Origin of the sequence: Hymenobacter setariae (assembly GCF_007713685.1) — a bacterium.
GTDB classification, from domain to species: domain Bacteria; phylum Bacteroidota; class Bacteroidia; order Cytophagales; family Hymenobacteraceae; genus Hymenobacter; species Hymenobacter setariae.
In genome coordinates this window covers 1,067,277-1,083,737 of sequence record NZ_VMRJ01000001.1, presented here as the reverse complement: position 1 = coordinate 1,083,737, position 16,461 = coordinate 1,067,277, and the positions used below count along the sequence as shown (strand labels likewise).

Genomic DNA, 16,461 nt, shown 5'->3' with positions numbered 1-16,461 from the left:
AAAATGAAAGAATAAGGGTTACAGTACACTCAGCTTTTGGGTGAACGTGCCAGCCTCCCGGCTCACCTGCACCAGGTAGATGCCTGCCCCAAGCTGGGCCTCAATGGTCAACTTGGCTTGCTGCGGCCCAAACTGCTGCCGATACACTGATTGGCCCCGCAAGTTATACACTTGCACCTCTGTTGCTCCTATGCCGGACCGGTTCTCTAGGTCTACCCTAAAGCTGCCAGCCGGGGCTGGGGCCGGATAAATGCTGACGCCCGCTAAGCGCTGGGCGGCGGCCGTGGCGAGCGGAGCCGTTACCAGCGCGGCCGTCCAGCGCTGGCAGTCAAAGCCATTGTAGTACCACAGGCCCAGCTGTTGGCCCGGCGTGGTCGAGCAGTTGGGCACTTCCACCACGTTGTTGCCGGTGGCCGAGGTGAAGATATAATCGCCATTGCTGGCCCGCTCTATTATGTACTGCTGGCACACCAGGCCATTGGTAGGCCACAGCTGCAGCTTGGTGCCCGCGTCAGGTAGGCAGCCGGTCACGTCCGCGGCCAGCCCCCCCAGGGCATTGGTAATCTTATAAGCACCCGCGCCTAGGGGGGCCATATCCCACTGCTGGCAGGCAAGCCCGCTGGGGGTGCCCTGGGCTATCATTTGGCCCGCGGCGCCGGTGCAGCCCCACGCGTCCCACACCAGCTTGCTTTGTTGGCTGGTGATGGTGTAGCGCCCCGCGGCCAGCCAGTCGCGGCTCACGGTGGGCCAGCCGGTGGCGCCCCAGGTCAGGCGGGCCAGGCCGAGCTTGGGCGCGCCGTTGTCGAAGCCGTCGTAGTAGTGGTGGCTGAAATACGTGACGCCGTTTTCGGTGAAAAGCCCAGCGTGGCCCGGCCCGATGTAGCGCCCGGCGCGGCTCAGCAGCGTGGTGCCGCCGTTAGCATTCAGGTCTTGGCCATTTTGGTCGAGGAAAGGACCAGTGGGATTAGCCGAGCGCCCTACCTGGATGAAATAGGTGCTGGCGGCCCCATTGCAGCACGTGCCGCGATTCACAAATAGGTAGTAGTAGCCATTATTATAGGCTACATAAGCGGCTTCCACGCCTCCGTTTGCCACGGTGTATTGTGTATTTACATTGAGCGGCTTGCCCGTAGTGGCATCGAGTTGCGTAATGCGGATGCCGCCAAAATACGAGCCATAAATAAGCCACAGATTGCTGCTGGCATCGGTATACAGCGCGGGGTCGATGGCGTTGGCCACGCTGGTTGTGTTGCTCGATATAACCTCGCCTTGGTCGGTCCACTTGTAGTCGGGGCTGGTGGGGTCGAGGGTAGGGTTAGTGGTCAGGCCTATAGCCGACACCTGCGAGCCAAACGTCGAGCACGAGTAGTACAGGTAGTACTTGCCGTTCATGAACTTGCACTCAGGCGCCCAAAACGTGCCCGCAAAGCCCGGTACCTTGCTGTTAATCCAGCTCGGGTACAGTGTTTTGGTGTACACCGACTTGGCGTCCGTCCAGTTGATTAGGTCCGTCGAGTACTTGCAGGCGATGCCGTCGCCGGTGCCAAATACCCAGTAGGTGTTGCCGCTCTTCAGGATAGTAGAGGGGTCGTGCATACCTAGGGCGCCTTGCAGCGCGTAGGCCGGGGCCGAAGCCAGCCAGGCCACCAACAGGAATGCTAATAGGGCCCAGCACCGGGCGCGCAGCAGCAGTAGTAGCGGTTTTACCATAGAGGGTGGGAAAAAGGAGGAGGTAAGTGCACTTGTGGCTGCTGCATACCTGAGGCGGCGCAGCAACCAGCTAGGGAAAGATAATCCTTAGACATGCACAATCGATTGTGCATGCTCTTAATAAAAAACCGCTACTGCGGTAGTATTGAAATGTAAAGGGTTAGCTCTTAAAAAGGCGCCACGCTGTAAGTCGCGCGAGGTAACATCGTGACAATATTAATAAATAATAATCAGCAAGAAAAATATTATTAGCTGAAAAAATTAGGTTCATACTTCATAAAAAAGGTAAAGTCTTGCTACTTGTTCAATTAATAGACTATAGCATGCCCTGTTGCATTAATAGCATTAACGATTGTGTGAGCAATCTACAGATTATTTCAGGCAGAGTGACATTGCTAGCATGTGCGTAAATAGCCTCAGCCTGTATGTAGTGTGCTAGATGAAACGCCTCTCAACTAAATGCGGGCGGGCTAAAAAGATTAAGGCCCAACCTCCCAGAACACCATCGGGAGGTTGGGCCTTTAGACACTAGATATTGAGTACCTAGGGTAGCACCGAGGCTCTAATAAGCCTGTAAGCCGCCGCTGAGGAAACGCACAAAATTATCGGGCTCGTAGTTGGCGCCTTCGGCCGGCGCTAGTTGCTTGCCTTCGTGCCCTAGCAGCACGTAGTAGGGCTGTGAGTTAGCATTAAAGCGGCTGGCTTGCATGTCGCTCCATTTATTGCCAATGGTCTTGATTTTCTTGCCGCTGTACTTCGACACGTACTGTTCGGCAGCGGGTAGCTCGGTCTTATCATCTACGTAAAGCTGAATGAGCACGTACTTATCCCGAATCAGGGGCAGCACCTGCTTATCGGGCCACACGTTGGCTTCCATCTTGCGGCAGTTCACACAGGCATGGCCCGTGAAGTCGATGAGCACTGGCTTGTTCATCTTCTGCGCGTAGGCCATGCCTTCGTCGTAGTCGAAGAACGCGTTGAGACCTAGAGGCGCGTGAAACAGCTCGGCATATTTATGCGGCGTAGCGTCGGCTTCGGGCCTTGTGGCAGCCGTGCCGCCCCCTAGCAGACTAGGGGTATAAAGGTCGAAATCTTGCGTGTCCTGCGGGGGCAAGAAGGCCGAAACGGCCTTTAGCGGAGCGCCCCATAAGCCAGGTACTAGGTAGAGCGTGAACGCCAGCGTGATGATAGCTAAAAACAGCCGCGGCAGCGTGATAAAGGGCATGTCGCTATCGTGCGAAAAGCGCAGCTTGCCGAGTAGGTACAAGCCCATCATGCCAAAAATGACCACCCACAGCACCAGGAATACCTCCCGGTCAAACCATTCCCAGTGGTAAGCCAGGTCTACGTTGGATAGGAACTTGAGCGCCAGCGCCAACTCTAAGAAGCCTAGAGTCACTTTCACCGAGTTTAGCCAGCCGCCCGACTTGGGCAGCGAGGACAGCCAGCCCGGGAAAAGCGAAAACAGGGTAAAGGGCAACGCCAGCGCCAGCGCAAACCCGAACATGCCCACAGCCGGCCCGAGCAGCTGGCCCATGCTGGCAGCCTGCACCAGCAAGGTGCCAATGATGGGACCGGTGCACGAAAACGACACTAGCGAGAGCGTGGCCGCCATGAAGAAGATGCCTAGCAAGCCGCCTTCATCGGCTTTTTCATCCATCTTGTTGGCCCACGAGGTCGGCAGCATTATCTCGAAAGCCCCCAAAAATGAGGCTCCGAACACAATCAGTAGCAGGAAGAAAAAGAAGTTGAATATCCCGTTGGTAGATAGGTCGTTCAGGGCATCGGCCCCAAAAATGACTGTAATGAGCAGCCCCAGCGCCACGTAAATGACGATGATGCTGAGACCATAGATGAACGCATTGCGGATGCCGCGCGCCCGGGTGCCCGAGCGCTTGGTGAAGAAGCTCACCGTCATGGGCAGCAGCGGGAAGATGCACGGCATGATAATGGCCGCGAAACCACCAGCTAGGCCCGCCAGAAACGTGACCCATAGCGACGTATCGGCCGGGGCGGGGCGTGGGGCAGCCGGGGCTACCGTCGTGGGGGCGGTAGCGGCGCTGCTCTTGGTAGGGGCGGTTGGACTGGCCACTGGCGTGTCGGCGGCAGTCGTCTGCGGAGTTGCTGCGGCGGGAGTCTGGGCGGCTGGCGCCGGTGCCTCGATGGGCGTGAAGTCGATATCAGCCGTCGAGACGGTGTCTTGCGCCAGGGCCGGCAGCCCGCTTAGCAGCCCTAGGGTCAGCCACCAGCCCAGCAGCCAGGCCGTGTGCTTGCGCCAAAAGCCGAAGACCCCGAAGGGAGTACGAAATTTCATTTTGGCGCTTACTTAACGGGGATGCTGAAGGCGACTTCGTCGGGGGGCAAGCACTTCTCATCGTTGCAGGCCATAAACTCTAGGTTACCCTTCACCGTGACGGGGCCTTTGCCGGTCAGCTTTACTTTCTGCTGAAAAATAACCGAATTGGCGAAGTAGCTTACTTCCATGCCAAAGGTCTTTTCCATGCGCGTAACCGGCTTAGGCTCTTGGGTGGTACCCACCAGGGTGTAGGCCTTGGAGGGGTCAAACTTCACAGTGGTCTTCACGGGGCCGCCATCTTTTACGTGCTGCGAGTACACGTGCCAGCCCGCGTCGATGGTCGCTTTGATAAGCACTACGGCTTCGGTGGGGCTGGTTTTCTTGGCAGCGTAGCTCCAGTGAACGGGGGCCAGAATCTGGGCGTGGGCCTGCGAGGCACCCAGCAGGGCAAAAGCTGCCAATGCAATTTTTTTCATGTTAAGTACTTAGGTACTGAGCGTACCCACTTGAGTATGGTAAGAATAGCAGCTCGGGGCTGAGCTAGGAAAACAAGCCGATAAGGAGCAAAGTTACTTTTTGCGGTAGGGGAGCCGCTGGCCGAGGCAGGTAAGGCGTCAACGCCAATAACCTCGAGGTAAATCGCCGCCAAAATACGCGCGCCTTCGCTGAATAGCCAGCGCCCGACCCGCGTGTTTTGACAATTTCTGTGCCACGGACTTAGCTGCGGCGCTTTCACGAAGAAGCCACCAGCCGGCGTGCCGACTGATGGCCTAATGCGTTGAAAACTTCTGGTTAGTTCCCTAAGTCCTGAAAAAACAAGGCGAACGACAATACTTGCTAAGAAGCACATCCTGCCGGCGTTGTGAGGGAGCTTACTGCCGATGGGGCGGAACTGTGCCCACGCCATTGAGGCGCTGACTTAGCTAGATGCTATGAGTGTTTCAACTCAACACGCAACTAGGCATTGGCCAGGGCGCGGTCGAGGTGCACATAGCCGCCATCGACGTGCAGAATCTGCCCCGTAGTGTGGCTGCTGCGCGCCGAGAGCAGGAAGGCCGTGGTGTTAGCGATTTCCTCGGCCGTGGTCATGCGGTTTTCCAGCGGAATCTTGCTGGTGATTTCGCGCAGCTTCTCCTCGGGATTGGACAGCGTCGCAATCCAGGTTTCGTAGGCGGGCGTCCAGCACTCGGCTACCACCACGGCATTTACCCGGATGCCGTGTTTGAGGAGCTCTACCGCCCACTCACGGGTGAGCGCGTTGCGCCCGCCGTTGGCCGCGGCGTAGGCCGAGGTGTTGCCCTGGCCGGTTTCGGCCGTCTTGGATGAGATGTTGACGATGGCACCTTTGCTCTTGATGAGCTCAGGCAGGGCATGGTGAGCCATGAGGTAGTAATGCACCACGTTGCGGTGCAGACTCTGCATAAAGCGCTCATAGTCGCCGCTTTCGAGCCCGACCCCATCGTTAACACCGGCATTATTTACCAGCCCGTCGATGCGGCCAAACTGCGCTACTACCTCCGCTACGGCGCTGGCGCACGCGGCAGGCTCGGCTAGCTCGGCCACCACTTGCCCGGCACGACCACCCGCGGCCGTGATGGCAGCTACGGCCTGCTCATTGTCGGCGGCATTGCGGCCCACAATGACGGGCACCGCGCCTTCGCGGGCCAGCACCTGCGCAATGCCTTCCCCGATGCCCTTGGCCCCACCGGTCACGATGATAACCTTATCCTGAAGCTGTAAATCCATCCTTGTTAAGTAGCAATTATCGATGAGCAAAGAAAGCCATTATGCGGAGCGCAGCGAAGCATGACCTAGTCTCAAACACTTAAGCCGTAGAAGCGCGCTGCGTTGTCGCCCCAAAACTGCGCCTGCTCGGTGGGTGTGAACGGCGCTAAGTAGTCTTCTAGCAGACCTAGGGCCCGGCTATAGCCGCCGGCCACGTTGCACACCGGCCAGTCGGAGCCGTAGAGCACGCGCTCGGGGCCGAAGGCGGCAAACACCACGTCGAGGTAGGGGCGAAAATCCTGCGGCTGCCAGTGCTGCCAGTCGGCCTCCGTCACGAGGCCCGACACCTTACAGCACACGTTTTCGTGCGCGGCCAGCCGCCGAATGTCTCGCATCCAATCGTCAATTTCTTGGGCTTTGATGGGCGGCTTGGCGATGTGGTCAACCACAAACGGCTGGTTGGGAAATGCCTGGGCCAACTGAGCGGCGTAGCCGAGTTGGTCAGGCAAAATCAACAAGTCATAAGTAAAGCCAAACTTCGCCAGCGCCCCAATGCCGCGCCGAAACGCGGGCGTCAGCATCAGCGCCCGGTCGGCTTCGCCCTGCAGCACGTGCCGGAAGCCTTTGAGCTTCGCGAACTGCTGGTAGTGACCTAGGCGTTCGGCCACCTTATCAGCCCGTAAATCGACCCAGCCCACCACGCCTTTCATGAAGTCGTGAGCATCGGCTAGCTCCAGCAGCCAGTCGGTTTCGGCTTCGCTCTGGCTGGCTTGCACGACCACGCAGCCATCGAGGGCGTGCTGCTGTAGCAGGGGGTGCAAGTCGGCGGGCAGGAAGTTGCGCTGGATGGCCGCCATGTCGGGCGTTATCCAGGCGTCGCGTACCGGGTCGAAGTGCCAGAAGTGCTGGTGAGCATCAATGCGCGGCATAGGCTTTCACTACTTGGCGCGAGGTACCTAGGCCATCAATACCCAGCTCAACTACGTCGCCGGGCTTGAGGTACACGGGCGGCTTAAAGCCTAGGCCCACGCCGGCCGGCGTGCCGGTCGAGATGATGTCGCCGGGCAGCAGGGTCATAAACTGGCTGAGGTAAGACACCAGGAAGGGAATCTTAAAAATGAGGTTGGCGGTGGTGCCGTCCTGCATCATCTGGCCGTTCACGGTCAGCCACAGGCGCAGGTTGTCTACGTCGCCTAGCTCGTCGGGCGTGGCCAGGAAGGGGCCCACTGGCGCAAAGGTGTCGCAGCCCTTGCCCTTGTCCCAGGTGCCGCTACGCTCAAGCTGAAACTCGCGCTCCGACACGTCGTTGTGCAGCACGTAGCCCGCAATGTACTGCTCGGCATCAGCCTCTTCTACGTAGGAGGCACGCTTGCCAATGACCACGGCTAGCTCCACTTCCCAGTCGGTTTTTACCGAGTTTTTGGGAATGATGATGTCGTCGTTGGGCCCCACGTAGGCCGTGGTCGATTTCATAAACAGCACCGGCTCGGCTGGGGGCGTGGCGCCGGTTTCCTTGGCGTGGTCGGCGTAGTTGAGGCCGATGCACAGGATTTTGGAAGGGCGCGCTATGGGCGGCCCTAGGCGCTCACTATCCGCTACCTGCGGCAACTGGCCTTCGTGGCTTTGCACAAAAGCGGCGAGCCGGGTTAGGCCATCAGTAGCGAAGAATTCTTCGGTATAGTCCTGGCCAAACGCCGATACGTCATAGCGCTGGTCGTGGAGAAGTACACCGGGTTTTTCCTGGCCGGGCTGGCCGTAGCGAATGAGTTTCATGAAGCTAAGTAAATGTTGCGTATTAAAATCGTTGTCATGCAGCGCGTAGCGAAGCACCTCGCGTGCTGACGTCTACTAGCGTTAGGATTCACTGCACCACGCGAGATGCTTCGCTGCGCGCTGCATGACTTACGTGTTGAGCTTGATGAAGCCGCCGTCGAGCGGGTAGTCGCAGCCCGTCACGAAGCCGGCCTCGTCAGAGCAGAGGTAGAGCGCCAAGGCGGCCACCTCGTCGGGCTGGCCCATGCGGCCGATGGGCTGACTTTTTGAAAGCTTATCGAAAATTTCGTCCTCGCGGCCAGCGTAGTTTTTGGCAATGAAGCCATCGACAAAGGGCGTGTGCACCCGCGCCGGTGAGATGCTGTTGCAGCGAATATTGCTGCCTAGGTAGTCGCGCGCCACCGAGAGCGTCATGGCAAAGATGGCGCCCTTGCTCATGGAGTAGGCAAAGCGGTCGGTGAGGCCCACGTGCGCCGCAATGCTGGCCATGTTCACGATGGCCCCGCCGCCCTGCGCCTTCATCAGCGGCACGGCCGCAAATAGACAATTGTAGGCGCCTTTCACGTTGACTTGGTACACGCGCTCAAAGTCAGCTTCGGGGGTTGTTTCTACATTGCCGACGTGCGCAATGCCCGCGTTATTCACTAGCACATCGACCTGGCCGATGGCTTGGAAAGCGGCCACCACCTGCGCCTGCTGGCTGACATCGGCCGCGTGCACGTGGGCCGTGCCGCCAGCCTGCCTGATTTCGTCGGCCACCTGCTGGCCGGCTTCGGCCGTCAGCTCGATGATGTGCACCTCTGCGCCCTGGCGAGCAAAAAGTAGGGAAATGGCCCGGCCAATGCCGCTGCCACCCCCCGTAATGACGGCCTTTTTGTTGGTTAAACTAAACATGACTAAGGAAGCTCCGGGCCGCTGGAAGCGGCTAATGAATGACCAAAAGAAGCAATAAACGTCGGCAAGCTCAGCATAACCGGTGAAAGAAACTGAAATCAGGCCCTAGGTAGGAGGGCATTAGGAGGGAGGAGCCAAGCAGTCAATTACTAAGGTGGCAGGGCCTAGGGACTGTGCGCAGTCGTCGGAATTGTACTTGAGTTAGCGAAGCTGAAAAGAATACCCGTCATGCTTCGCTGCGCGCTGCATGACCTTCTTTTTACTTTCTTTTATTGGAATACTCTTGCGAGCACCGCGAAGCGATTACATCCACTAAATAGCCCCTAGGTGGGAAGTTAGCCTCCAAGCCAACGTCGAAAGACTTGTAAAGCAACTAGGTTTGTGCTCCTTCCCAGCCCAACTCTAACCTGCATGCAGCCAACGCCGCTCCCTACCAAACCCCATTATCCCATCCTTGACGGCCTGCGGGGCGTGGCGGCGCTCATAGTCGTGGCCTTTCACTTGTGCGAGGCGCACGCCACCAGCCACCTCGACCAGGTGATTAACCACGGCTACCTGGCGGTGGATTTCTTCTTTCTGCTGTCAGGGTTCGTGATTGGCTACGCCTACGACGACCGGTGGGGCCGCCTCACAGTGGGCAGTTGCTTCAAGCGGCGGCTGGTGCGGCTGCAACCCATGGTGGTGCTAGGCATGGTGATAGGGGCGGCGATGTACTATTTCCAGGCGTCGGCGCTGTTCCCCATCATCGGCCAAACGCCGGTGTGGAAGATGCTGCTGGTCATGCTCCTAGGTTGCTTTATGGTGCCGGTACCGGTTTCGCTCGACATTCGGGGTTGGCACGAAACGTATCCGCTCGACGGGCCGGGCTGGTCGCTGTTTTTCGAGTACATAGCCAATGTGTTGTACGCCACCGTAGTGCGCCGCTTCTCTAATGTGGCGCTGGGCATCTTGGTGGTGCTGGCGGCGGGGGCGCTGCTGCACCTAGGCCTCACCAGCCCGCAGGGCGATGTTATCGGGGGCTGGTCGCTAGAGCCTGAGCAGCTGCACATCGGCTTCGCGCGCATGACGTATCCGTTTTTTGCGGGGCTGCTGCTGTTTCGGCTGGCCCGGTTGCGGCCGGTGCAAAATGCCTTTTTATGGTGCAGCCTGGCGGTAGTGGTCGTGCTGGCCATGCCCCGCATCGGCAGCCCCACGCAGCTCTGGCAAAATGGGCTCTACGATGCGCTTTGCATCATTTTCGTCTTCCCCGCTATCATCTTCTTCGGGGCCAGCGGGGCGGTGCGCTCGGGCGCGGCCCAGCGTCTGTGCCGCTTCCTAGGTGATATTTCGTACCCAATTTACATCACGCACTACCCGCTCATCTACACCTACACGGCCTGGGTCGCTACCCACAAAGTGTCCTTGCGCGAGGGCTTGCCCGTGGCGGCGCTGGTCTATCTAGCGGCGGTGGCGCTGGCGTATGGGTGCTTGAAGTTTTACGATGAGCCGGTGCGGGAGTGGTTGAGGAAGAAAGTATTGGTGGGTGATGGTGAAGCTAGGGCAGCAAAAGTTTCTGTTGTGTCGAAGTGAAGTAAGAAGACGTACTATCGTTTAAATTTAGAAAAATCAAAAAATGGCATTTCCTTTCGGTATAAGCGTAAACCTTACTCAATCACGTATAGCAGGTATTAATAATCCTACTATAAGGGTTTACAGTGGAATTACAACATTTCTAGGTCCGAATGGCTCGGGTAAAACGCAGTTATTACGCGGTCTAAAAATGAGCTTGCATCAATATGCGAATGGTAAAAAAATAAGATATATTTCTGCTGGTAGATTAGGGCCTATGGAAGTGTATAGGTCTGACTATGACGGATATAGAGGGCACAATCCGTCATTTGACGATGCGCAATTCGGTAGTAAAGGCGATGTTGTAAGAAGGCATCTGAATGAAACAGTTATTGGTGATTTTGCAACCTTAGCTGAAAGGCCTGATATCTTAATTAAGGTGCAGGAAAGATTGAGGAAATTATTCAAAAGAGATTTGCTTATCGATTGGGATGGAGGGACATTGAAGGTGTTCTTTTCTAGATTCGAGCAAATTGCAGGTGATAATTATTCTTCAGCGCGAGAAGCCAGTGGACTATTGCATCTGGTGGCAGTATTGTCTGCTCTATATGACGATGAAGTTGGTTGTCTATTAATTGATGAACCAGAAGTTTCTCTTCATCCTCAATTACAATCATTTCTATTGGGTGAAATTATAAAAGTTGCAGGTTATCCATCTGAGTCAGGAAAAAACTAATCTTTATATCAACTCATTCGACTGAATTTATACAATTAAATTCAGTTAGCCAATTGGCTTCCATTGTGTTCTGTGAAGACGTTATGAAAGAGCCAATTCAAATAGACCCAACTATTAGCGAGTTTCAAAACAGAAAGCTACAAGCTTTATTAACAAGATTAGGCCAAGAGCATAAGCTTGCCTTGTTTTGTCATACTCCATTACTGGTCGAAGGGCCTAGTGATGAAATTATTTGCTCAGCTTTAAGTCGAAAGCTAGGCCTGAATTTGGAAGCAGCAGGCTCTCAAATACTGCCTGTAACAGGAAAAGGTCAATTTGCTATTGTAGTAAAGCTATTTAGATTAATTGGCAAAGTGCCTGCTCTACTTGCAGATGCAGACGCAATAACAGATGATTTAGATATAATATCTGTTTTCACTAATCAAGCACTAGCTAATAAAATTGCTAGTGAAATGGGTCATAGAGATGCTCCTAAATTTGCGAAGGATATTTATGATGATTTTTGCAAAATTGTACTGAGTAATTGGGATGACTTGAAAGTGTATTGCGCAACTCATTACTACTGGGTTAATCGTGATATGTCTAAAGATGAAGTAATTGCAAAAAGAAGAAGCGTCTTTTGTTGGTTAATGAGTAACGGGCCTGATTCGCTGGGCAATATTAATAATGCTGGCGAGTGGACATCTATAAGAAATAGATTAATTACATTGCTAGATTTCTTAGAAAGATTGGGTTGTTTTATCTTGAGAAAAGGCACTATTGAAGCTTACTATAAGCATGCCGCAACATTGACTAATGACCAAAAGCCCAACGCTGCTTCATATGAAGTTAACGGCCTTTTGGAAGATTCAGTAATAGATGTTAAAGTTCATTACTGTGACATAGTCCGCTCTATGGTTTTCTGTTCATCAGCTAAGGAGATAAATGAATCTGAAGCGATACGTGATTTGCTTCTTGCCATTGTTTCACCTGCTCTCGCATCGATAAATAGCAATACGACGGAAGCAGAATTAAGGGCCTATTCAAATAATTTATTCGGAGCAAAGTCGAGCTTATTTCATCTTAGCGTTTTAACTGAAAATAATGATGTGTATTTGAATGTCGATATATCTTCAAAAATACTTGATGTTCTAGGCTTTCCACTTAAAATAAAGAAAGGTTCAAATCCAATTGAGGTAGTGAATACTGCGCTAAGACTCATTTAGATTCTAGTATGAGTAACAGCCAATATAAAATGCACCCTCGGACAGCCGGCCCAGTGGCTGAGGTGCTTGCTCCCGTTCAGCGCCGGCAACCTAGGAAGGACAGGACTATATTACCCGCCGAATCCACCCGGGTCGCCCTTGGGTTGGTTGTCGAGGTTGCTGTTGGGCTTATTGGTACCTAGGAACCACGTGAAGCCGAGGTAGCCCACGCGGGTTTCGTACTTGGTTTGCAGGTCGGTGCTGAGGTTGGGGGCCCCGAGCTGGGTGCGCTGGCGGCGCGTGTTGAAGAGGTCGCTCACGCGCAGCGTGAGGGCCGCCCGGTCTTGGAAGAGACGTTGGCGCAGGGCCACATCGACCCCGTACACGGCCAGCACGCGACCCTGCGGCACCACCTGCGGAGCGCGGTAAGTACCGCTGAGCTGCGCGGCCAGCGTCTTGGTCGGGCTGAAGGTGTTGAGCAGATAGGCCGTGCCGGTGAGGTTGGCGCGGGTGCCGTCGCCGGTGTAGCTAGCCACCTGGTTGCGGTAGAACGAGCCGTTGGCAACGAGTTTCCACCACTTGGTGAGGGTCTGCGTCAGCGAAAGCTCTAGCCCGTAGCTGATGGTGCCCCCGAAGTTAGCGTAGCTGGTGCGGGTGATAAAATCGGGCTGGCCGCTGAGGCGAGTGGCTAGCGTATCGACGGTGCGCAGGCTCTGAATGGCCTGGCTGGCAAAGCGCCCAAACAGTGTAGTGCTCAGCGTAGTGGACTTCCAAGTTGCCTGGTGGCCCAGTTCGGCCACGTGCACGTACTCGGGGCGCAGGTCGGGGTTGCCGACCACGTAGTTGCGCGCATCGGAGTAGATGGGCAGGGCCACAATTTGCAGGAAATTGGGCCGGTTGAGACGGCGGGCGTAGCTGAGCTGCAGGCGCTGGTCGTGGGGCAGCGCCCGCGCCACGGTGGCCGACGGAAACAAGTTGAAAATGCGCTGGCTAGCCGAGCCGCTGGGCTGCACCTGGGCTTGCAGCCCGGTAAACTCGGCCCGTAGCCCCGCCTGGTAGTCCCAGAGGCCGGCCTTGTGTTGGTAGGTGCCATAGGCCTGCGGAATAACTTGTTGGTAGCGATAGCGGTACGAGCCGGCCTCCTGCGGCACAAACTCGCCGCCCGCCGCGGGCTGCACCGCGTAGTCGGCCGTGCCAGGCGTCAGCATGATGTCGGTTTTCAGGCCCGCGCCCCAGCGGCGCTTGTCGCCTAGGGGGTGCACGTAGTCTAGCTGCGCCGAGGGCATGTGGATGGTCACGTCGAGGAACTGCCGGCGCGCCTGGCGGGCGTAGTCGGTGGGCCCGTCGAGCACGCGCTGCTCGGTGGTCACGGTGCCACCATCCAGGATGTACACGGCCCCGGCCGTGAGCTCGCGGCCGGGGTGGGTGGCCCAGGTGCGGCGGTAGTTGGTGGCCAGGCGTATGGTGTAGAGGTCGTCAGTTTCGAGGTTCTGGTTCTGCAGCGTGATAGCCGGGTCGGTGCCGCGCGTGAGCCGGGTTGTGAAATCGTTGGTTTGGCGCAGGTCGTTCTTATAAAATTCGGCGGTCAGGGTCAGGCTTTGCTCGGGGCGCAGGGCATAATCGACCCCTAGGCGCAGGGCCTCGTTGGCTTGGTGGCGGGCAGTGCGGCCGGCTTGGTCGGAGGCAGTGGTGCGGCCCTCGGCCGTGGCTACCTGCTGCAAGGCCGAGCTGCCCCGAAACTCATTGTTGAGCCCGTTTACATTACTGTAAAAATTGAACTTGCCCATCTTGCGGCCTAGGTTGAGCGAGGCGCTATACTTGTCGCGGGTGCCCACGGTGGCCAGCGCATCGCCGTTCCAGCCCTCCTGAGTTTGCTTTTTCTGCACCAAGTTGATGATGCCGCCCGTGCCCTGGGCCGAGTACCGGGCACCGGGATTGGTAATGACCTCTATGGTTTCGAGGCGGCTGGCGGGCAGCTGGTCTAGGCGCAGGCTGCTGGGCGCGGGCTTGCCATCGAGGTATAGCGTCACGCCCGCATTGCCGCGCAAGCTCACCTGGCCGTTCTCATCTACGGCCACCGAAGGCACTTTTTGCAGCACATCGGCCGCCGTACCGCCCACGCTGTTCAGGTCCTTGCTGACATTGATGACTTTCTTGTCTAGGTCGTCGATGATGGCCGCCTTTTCGGCCTGCACCACCACGCTGCCGAGCTGCACGGCCGCCGGGGCCACCTGCCACTCACCTAAGCGAAGCACCGGAGTAGCCGCATCCAGCACGACGGGCCGGCTGCTGGGCCGGTAGCCTAGTGCCTCAGCCCGCAGCACGTATCGCCCTAGGGGTACTTTGGCTAAGGTAAAGCTGCCTTTTTCAGAGGTTTGAGTATTGGCTACCACGGCCGAATCGGGCAGCCGCCGCAACAGTACATTAGCAAAGGGCAACGGCTGGCGCGTGCCTTGGTCGAGCAGGGTGCCCGATACTTCACCTAGGGTCTGTGCGCATAGCGAGCCTGGTAGCAAGGCTAGCAATAGCAGCGCGAGCACACCAAGCCGCTGTGCATTCAGCTGGGCCGCTTGCCAACAGCGGGCTGGCAGTATAGAGCTGGCGAGGCTGCCAAATATTGCAAATAGTTGATTAATAATGTTGTTTATTATGCAAGCTACCAGGCAATACCTAGTAAAAAGTGCTGAGTGTACCTGCTGGCTCATCAGGGTTGATAGTTAAGGTGACAGAAAAAGGAATGGCTGGGACAGTAGCAGCCCAGGCTCAGCCGCTACCTAAGAGCGGTTAAGGGCTAAAAAGACACAAGTAGCAGACCTAGGCGCGGAGGCTATTTAGCCTGGCGGCGCAGAAAGAAATAATAGGCCAGAAACCCAAACGCCGTGCTGAAAAGCATGATGATAAGCGAGTGTAGGCCCAGGGGCATCGACCAGTTGCAAAGCGCGAGCCCAGCGCCGGTGCTGAGCAGCAGCGCTATCCATTTCACTACTTTATTCAGCTCGTCCTGGGGGCTGGGTAGCAGGCGCTCCACCATGCTATCCGACACGGGAGCGGCCATGATTTGGCGCTTCAGCAGGTAGTTCAGCACCGTTTTTATGGCGCCCAGCACGAAGCTGCACAGCAGGTAAAACCCAAACACAGGCAGAAAAATCTGTTTAGCGTAGGGGTATAGCGCGCCGAAATCGGAGGGCATGGAGGTGGCCTGAGCCGCGGCGCCCCCGGCAGTCAGGCAGCACAGCAGGAGCAGCAGAGAGCATTTCATAAGGGAGAAAATAGGGGCGATACCGGATTAGACCGGCTCGCGCTATTCGGGTTGCAAAAAATTAGGAAAAAGTGAGCAGGCGCAGGTGGCGACGGTGCTGGGCCAGCAGTTCCAAGCCCTGCCCGGCCGCGAACACCGCCGCCACTAGGCCTAGGCCAGCCCCCAGCACGGTAAACAGGCCCTGCACCGCCTGCGCCAGCACGCCACCAAACAGCACTAGAAACACGACGACCACCCCCACCACCAAGGCAGCTACGCCGCCGAGCACCCACGGCGAGGCCGGCTGCGCCCTAGGTAGCTGCGCCAGCACGCTGGCCGTGAGGTCAAAGCTGAAAGCCGGGGACGGCAACTGGGCCGCCGCTCCAAACAGCTGCCGGTAGGTAGTTACCCGGCCCTGGCACAAGCCGCAGCCGCGTAGGTGGGCAGCCTGGGCCGCCGGGAGTAACGCCGCCGATTCGGCAGCTTCTTGCAGGGCGCGTTCGGAAAGGTGGGGGCTGGTGGTCATAGGTCGTGGCGGTGATAGCGGGCCAGGAGATGCTGCTTGAGCTGCTTCCGGGCCCGGAAGAGGTAATTTTTCACGGTGCCGTCGGGCAGCGAGGTTATCTGGGCAATTTCCTCGTAGCTCAGTTCTTGCTGATGATACAAGGAAATGAGTGTGCGATAGAGCGGCGGCAGCTGCTCGATGGCCGCGCCGAGAATACCTGCCAGGTCCTGGTCGAACAGGGCCGTTTCGGGGTCGTCGGAGGTAGCGGGGGGCAGGGCGCGGCGACCATCTTCGGCTGCGTCGTCGGGCACGGCTTCGGCGGGGTCGAGCAGTACCAACTGCTTCTTTTCGAGGTAGTGCAGGCAGGTATTGTAAGTGACCTGGCCGACCCAGGTCGAGAGCTTGGCTTGAAACTTAAAGCCGGCTAGGTTCTTAAAAACCTTGAGATAAACTTCTTGCGCTAGGTCGGGGCGGTCGGCGGGGTGCCGAATCATCTTGAATATTAGCTGCGTGACCAGCCCTTCGGTGCGCTGCACCACCTGCCCAAACGCCGCCGTGTTGCCGCCCAGTACTTGGGCCACAAGCTGCTGGTCGGTAGCGGAGGAGGTGGGCAGGGTGCGCATCTAGGCATGAGACCGGGCAGTGAAAATTATGTTGCACTAGGGCACATGGGCCACAAAAAAATCGACTGCCCTAGGTAGACAGCCGGTCTTTGTATCCCTAGGTTGCTTCGCAAAGAGGCAGATTGCTAAGGCTGTTTTATGCAAAGTCGCTAATTAAGTCTCGAAAATCGAAAACCAGCGTCTGTCATGCAGCGCGTAGCGAAGCATCTCGCGTGGCGCAGTAATCCCA

Annotated in this window: 14 protein-coding genes; 3 read left to right on the top strand and 11 right to left on the bottom strand. The window is 56.9% G+C overall.

Going from position 1 to position 16,461, the window contains the following annotated elements; translation table 11 throughout:
- Nucleotides 1-18: 18 nt before the first annotated feature.
- The 7 genes from FNT36_RS04520 to FNT36_RS04490 all read right to left on the bottom strand — a co-directional run bounded on the left by FNT36_RS04520 (nt 19) and on the right by FNT36_RS04490 (nt 8,398).
- Nucleotides 19-1,710, bottom strand: coding sequence for a family 43 glycosylhydrolase (locus FNT36_RS04520; protein WP_144844772.1), 1,692 nt, complete (start codon nt 1,708-1,710; stop codon nt 19-21).
- A 562-nt stretch (nt 1,711-2,272) separates the two neighbouring features.
- On the bottom strand, nt 2,273-4,024 hold the full coding sequence (locus tag FNT36_RS04515) for a protein-disulfide reductase DsbD family protein (RefSeq protein ID WP_144844770.1): 1,752 nt from the start codon (nt 4,022-4,024) through the stop codon (nt 2,273-2,275).
- A gap of 8 nt (nt 4,025-4,032) precedes the next feature.
- Nucleotides 4,033-4,482: a protein-disulfide reductase DsbD domain-containing protein gene (locus FNT36_RS04510; RefSeq protein WP_144844768.1), complete on the bottom strand. Its 450-nt coding sequence runs from the start codon at nt 4,480-4,482 to the stop codon at nt 4,033-4,035.
- A gap of 481 nt (nt 4,483-4,963) precedes the next feature.
- Nucleotides 4,964-5,752: an L-fucose dehydrogenase gene (locus FNT36_RS04505; RefSeq protein ID WP_144844766.1), complete on the bottom strand. Its 789-nt coding sequence runs from the start codon at nt 5,750-5,752 to the stop codon at nt 4,964-4,966.
- 71 nt (nt 5,753-5,823) lie between these two features.
- The gene (locus tag FNT36_RS04500; protein ID WP_144844764.1) at nt 5,824-6,660 is read right to left on the bottom strand and encodes an amidohydrolase family protein; all 837 of its coding nucleotides are present in this window, start codon (nt 6,658-6,660) and stop codon (nt 5,824-5,826) included.
- Nucleotides 6,647-7,504 carry a fumarylacetoacetate hydrolase family protein gene (locus tag FNT36_RS04495; protein ID WP_144844762.1) on the bottom strand — a complete coding sequence of 286 codons (858 nt, stop codon included), beginning with the start codon at nt 7,502-7,504 and terminating at the stop codon, nt 6,647-6,649. Before FNT36_RS04495 ends, FNT36_RS04500 begins: the two co-directional genes overlap by 14 nt.
- A gap of 129 nt (nt 7,505-7,633) precedes the next feature.
- On the bottom strand, nt 7,634-8,398 hold the full coding sequence (locus tag FNT36_RS04490) for an SDR family NAD(P)-dependent oxidoreductase (RefSeq protein WP_144844760.1): 765 nt from the start codon (nt 8,396-8,398) through the stop codon (nt 7,634-7,636).
- A gap of 411 nt (nt 8,399-8,809) precedes the next feature.
- Here FNT36_RS04490 and FNT36_RS04485 point away from each other — a divergent pair, with 411 nt between their 5' ends.
- The 3 genes from FNT36_RS04485 (at nt 8,810) to FNT36_RS25375 (ending at nt 11,887) form a co-directional block, all read left to right on the top strand.
- A complete protein-coding gene (locus FNT36_RS04485) occupies nt 8,810-9,967 on the top strand; it encodes an acyltransferase family protein (protein WP_144844758.1) in 1,158 nt (385 codons plus the stop codon).
- Nucleotides 9,968-10,010: 43 nt separating this feature from the next.
- Nucleotides 10,011-10,682, top strand: a complete 672-nt coding sequence (locus FNT36_RS25380) for an AAA family ATPase (RefSeq protein ID WP_233635681.1) — start codon at nt 10,011-10,013, stop codon at nt 10,680-10,682.
- A gap of 83 nt (nt 10,683-10,765) precedes the next feature.
- Nucleotides 10,766-11,887 carry an ATP-dependent endonuclease gene (locus FNT36_RS25375; RefSeq protein ID WP_233635680.1) on the top strand — a complete coding sequence of 374 codons (1,122 nt, stop codon included), beginning with the start codon at nt 10,766-10,768 and terminating at the stop codon, nt 11,885-11,887.
- A 110-nt stretch (nt 11,888-11,997) separates the two neighbouring features.
- Here the strand turns inward: FNT36_RS25375 and FNT36_RS04475 are convergent, their stop codons facing one another.
- The 4 genes from FNT36_RS04475 to FNT36_RS04460 form a co-directional block, all read right to left on the bottom strand.
- Nucleotides 11,998-14,406, bottom strand: a complete 2,409-nt coding sequence (locus FNT36_RS04475) for an outer membrane beta-barrel protein (protein WP_233635679.1) — start codon at nt 14,404-14,406, stop codon at nt 11,998-12,000.
- 287 nt (nt 14,407-14,693) lie between these two features.
- Nucleotides 14,694-15,125, bottom strand: a complete 432-nt coding sequence (locus FNT36_RS04470) for a hypothetical protein (RefSeq protein WP_144844755.1) — start codon at nt 15,123-15,125, stop codon at nt 14,694-14,696.
- Between the two features lie 61 nt (nt 15,126-15,186).
- Complete coding sequence (locus FNT36_RS04465) at nt 15,187-15,630, bottom strand: hypothetical protein (protein ID WP_144844753.1); 444 nt, start codon at nt 15,628-15,630, stop codon at nt 15,187-15,189.
- The gene (locus FNT36_RS04460) at nt 15,627-16,232 is read right to left on the bottom strand and encodes an RNA polymerase sigma factor (protein ID WP_144844751.1); all 606 of its coding nucleotides are present in this window, start codon (nt 16,230-16,232) and stop codon (nt 15,627-15,629) included. The genes FNT36_RS04465 and FNT36_RS04460 overlap by 4 nt, the downstream gene beginning before the upstream one ends.
- Nucleotides 16,233-16,461: the final 229 nt, after the last annotated feature.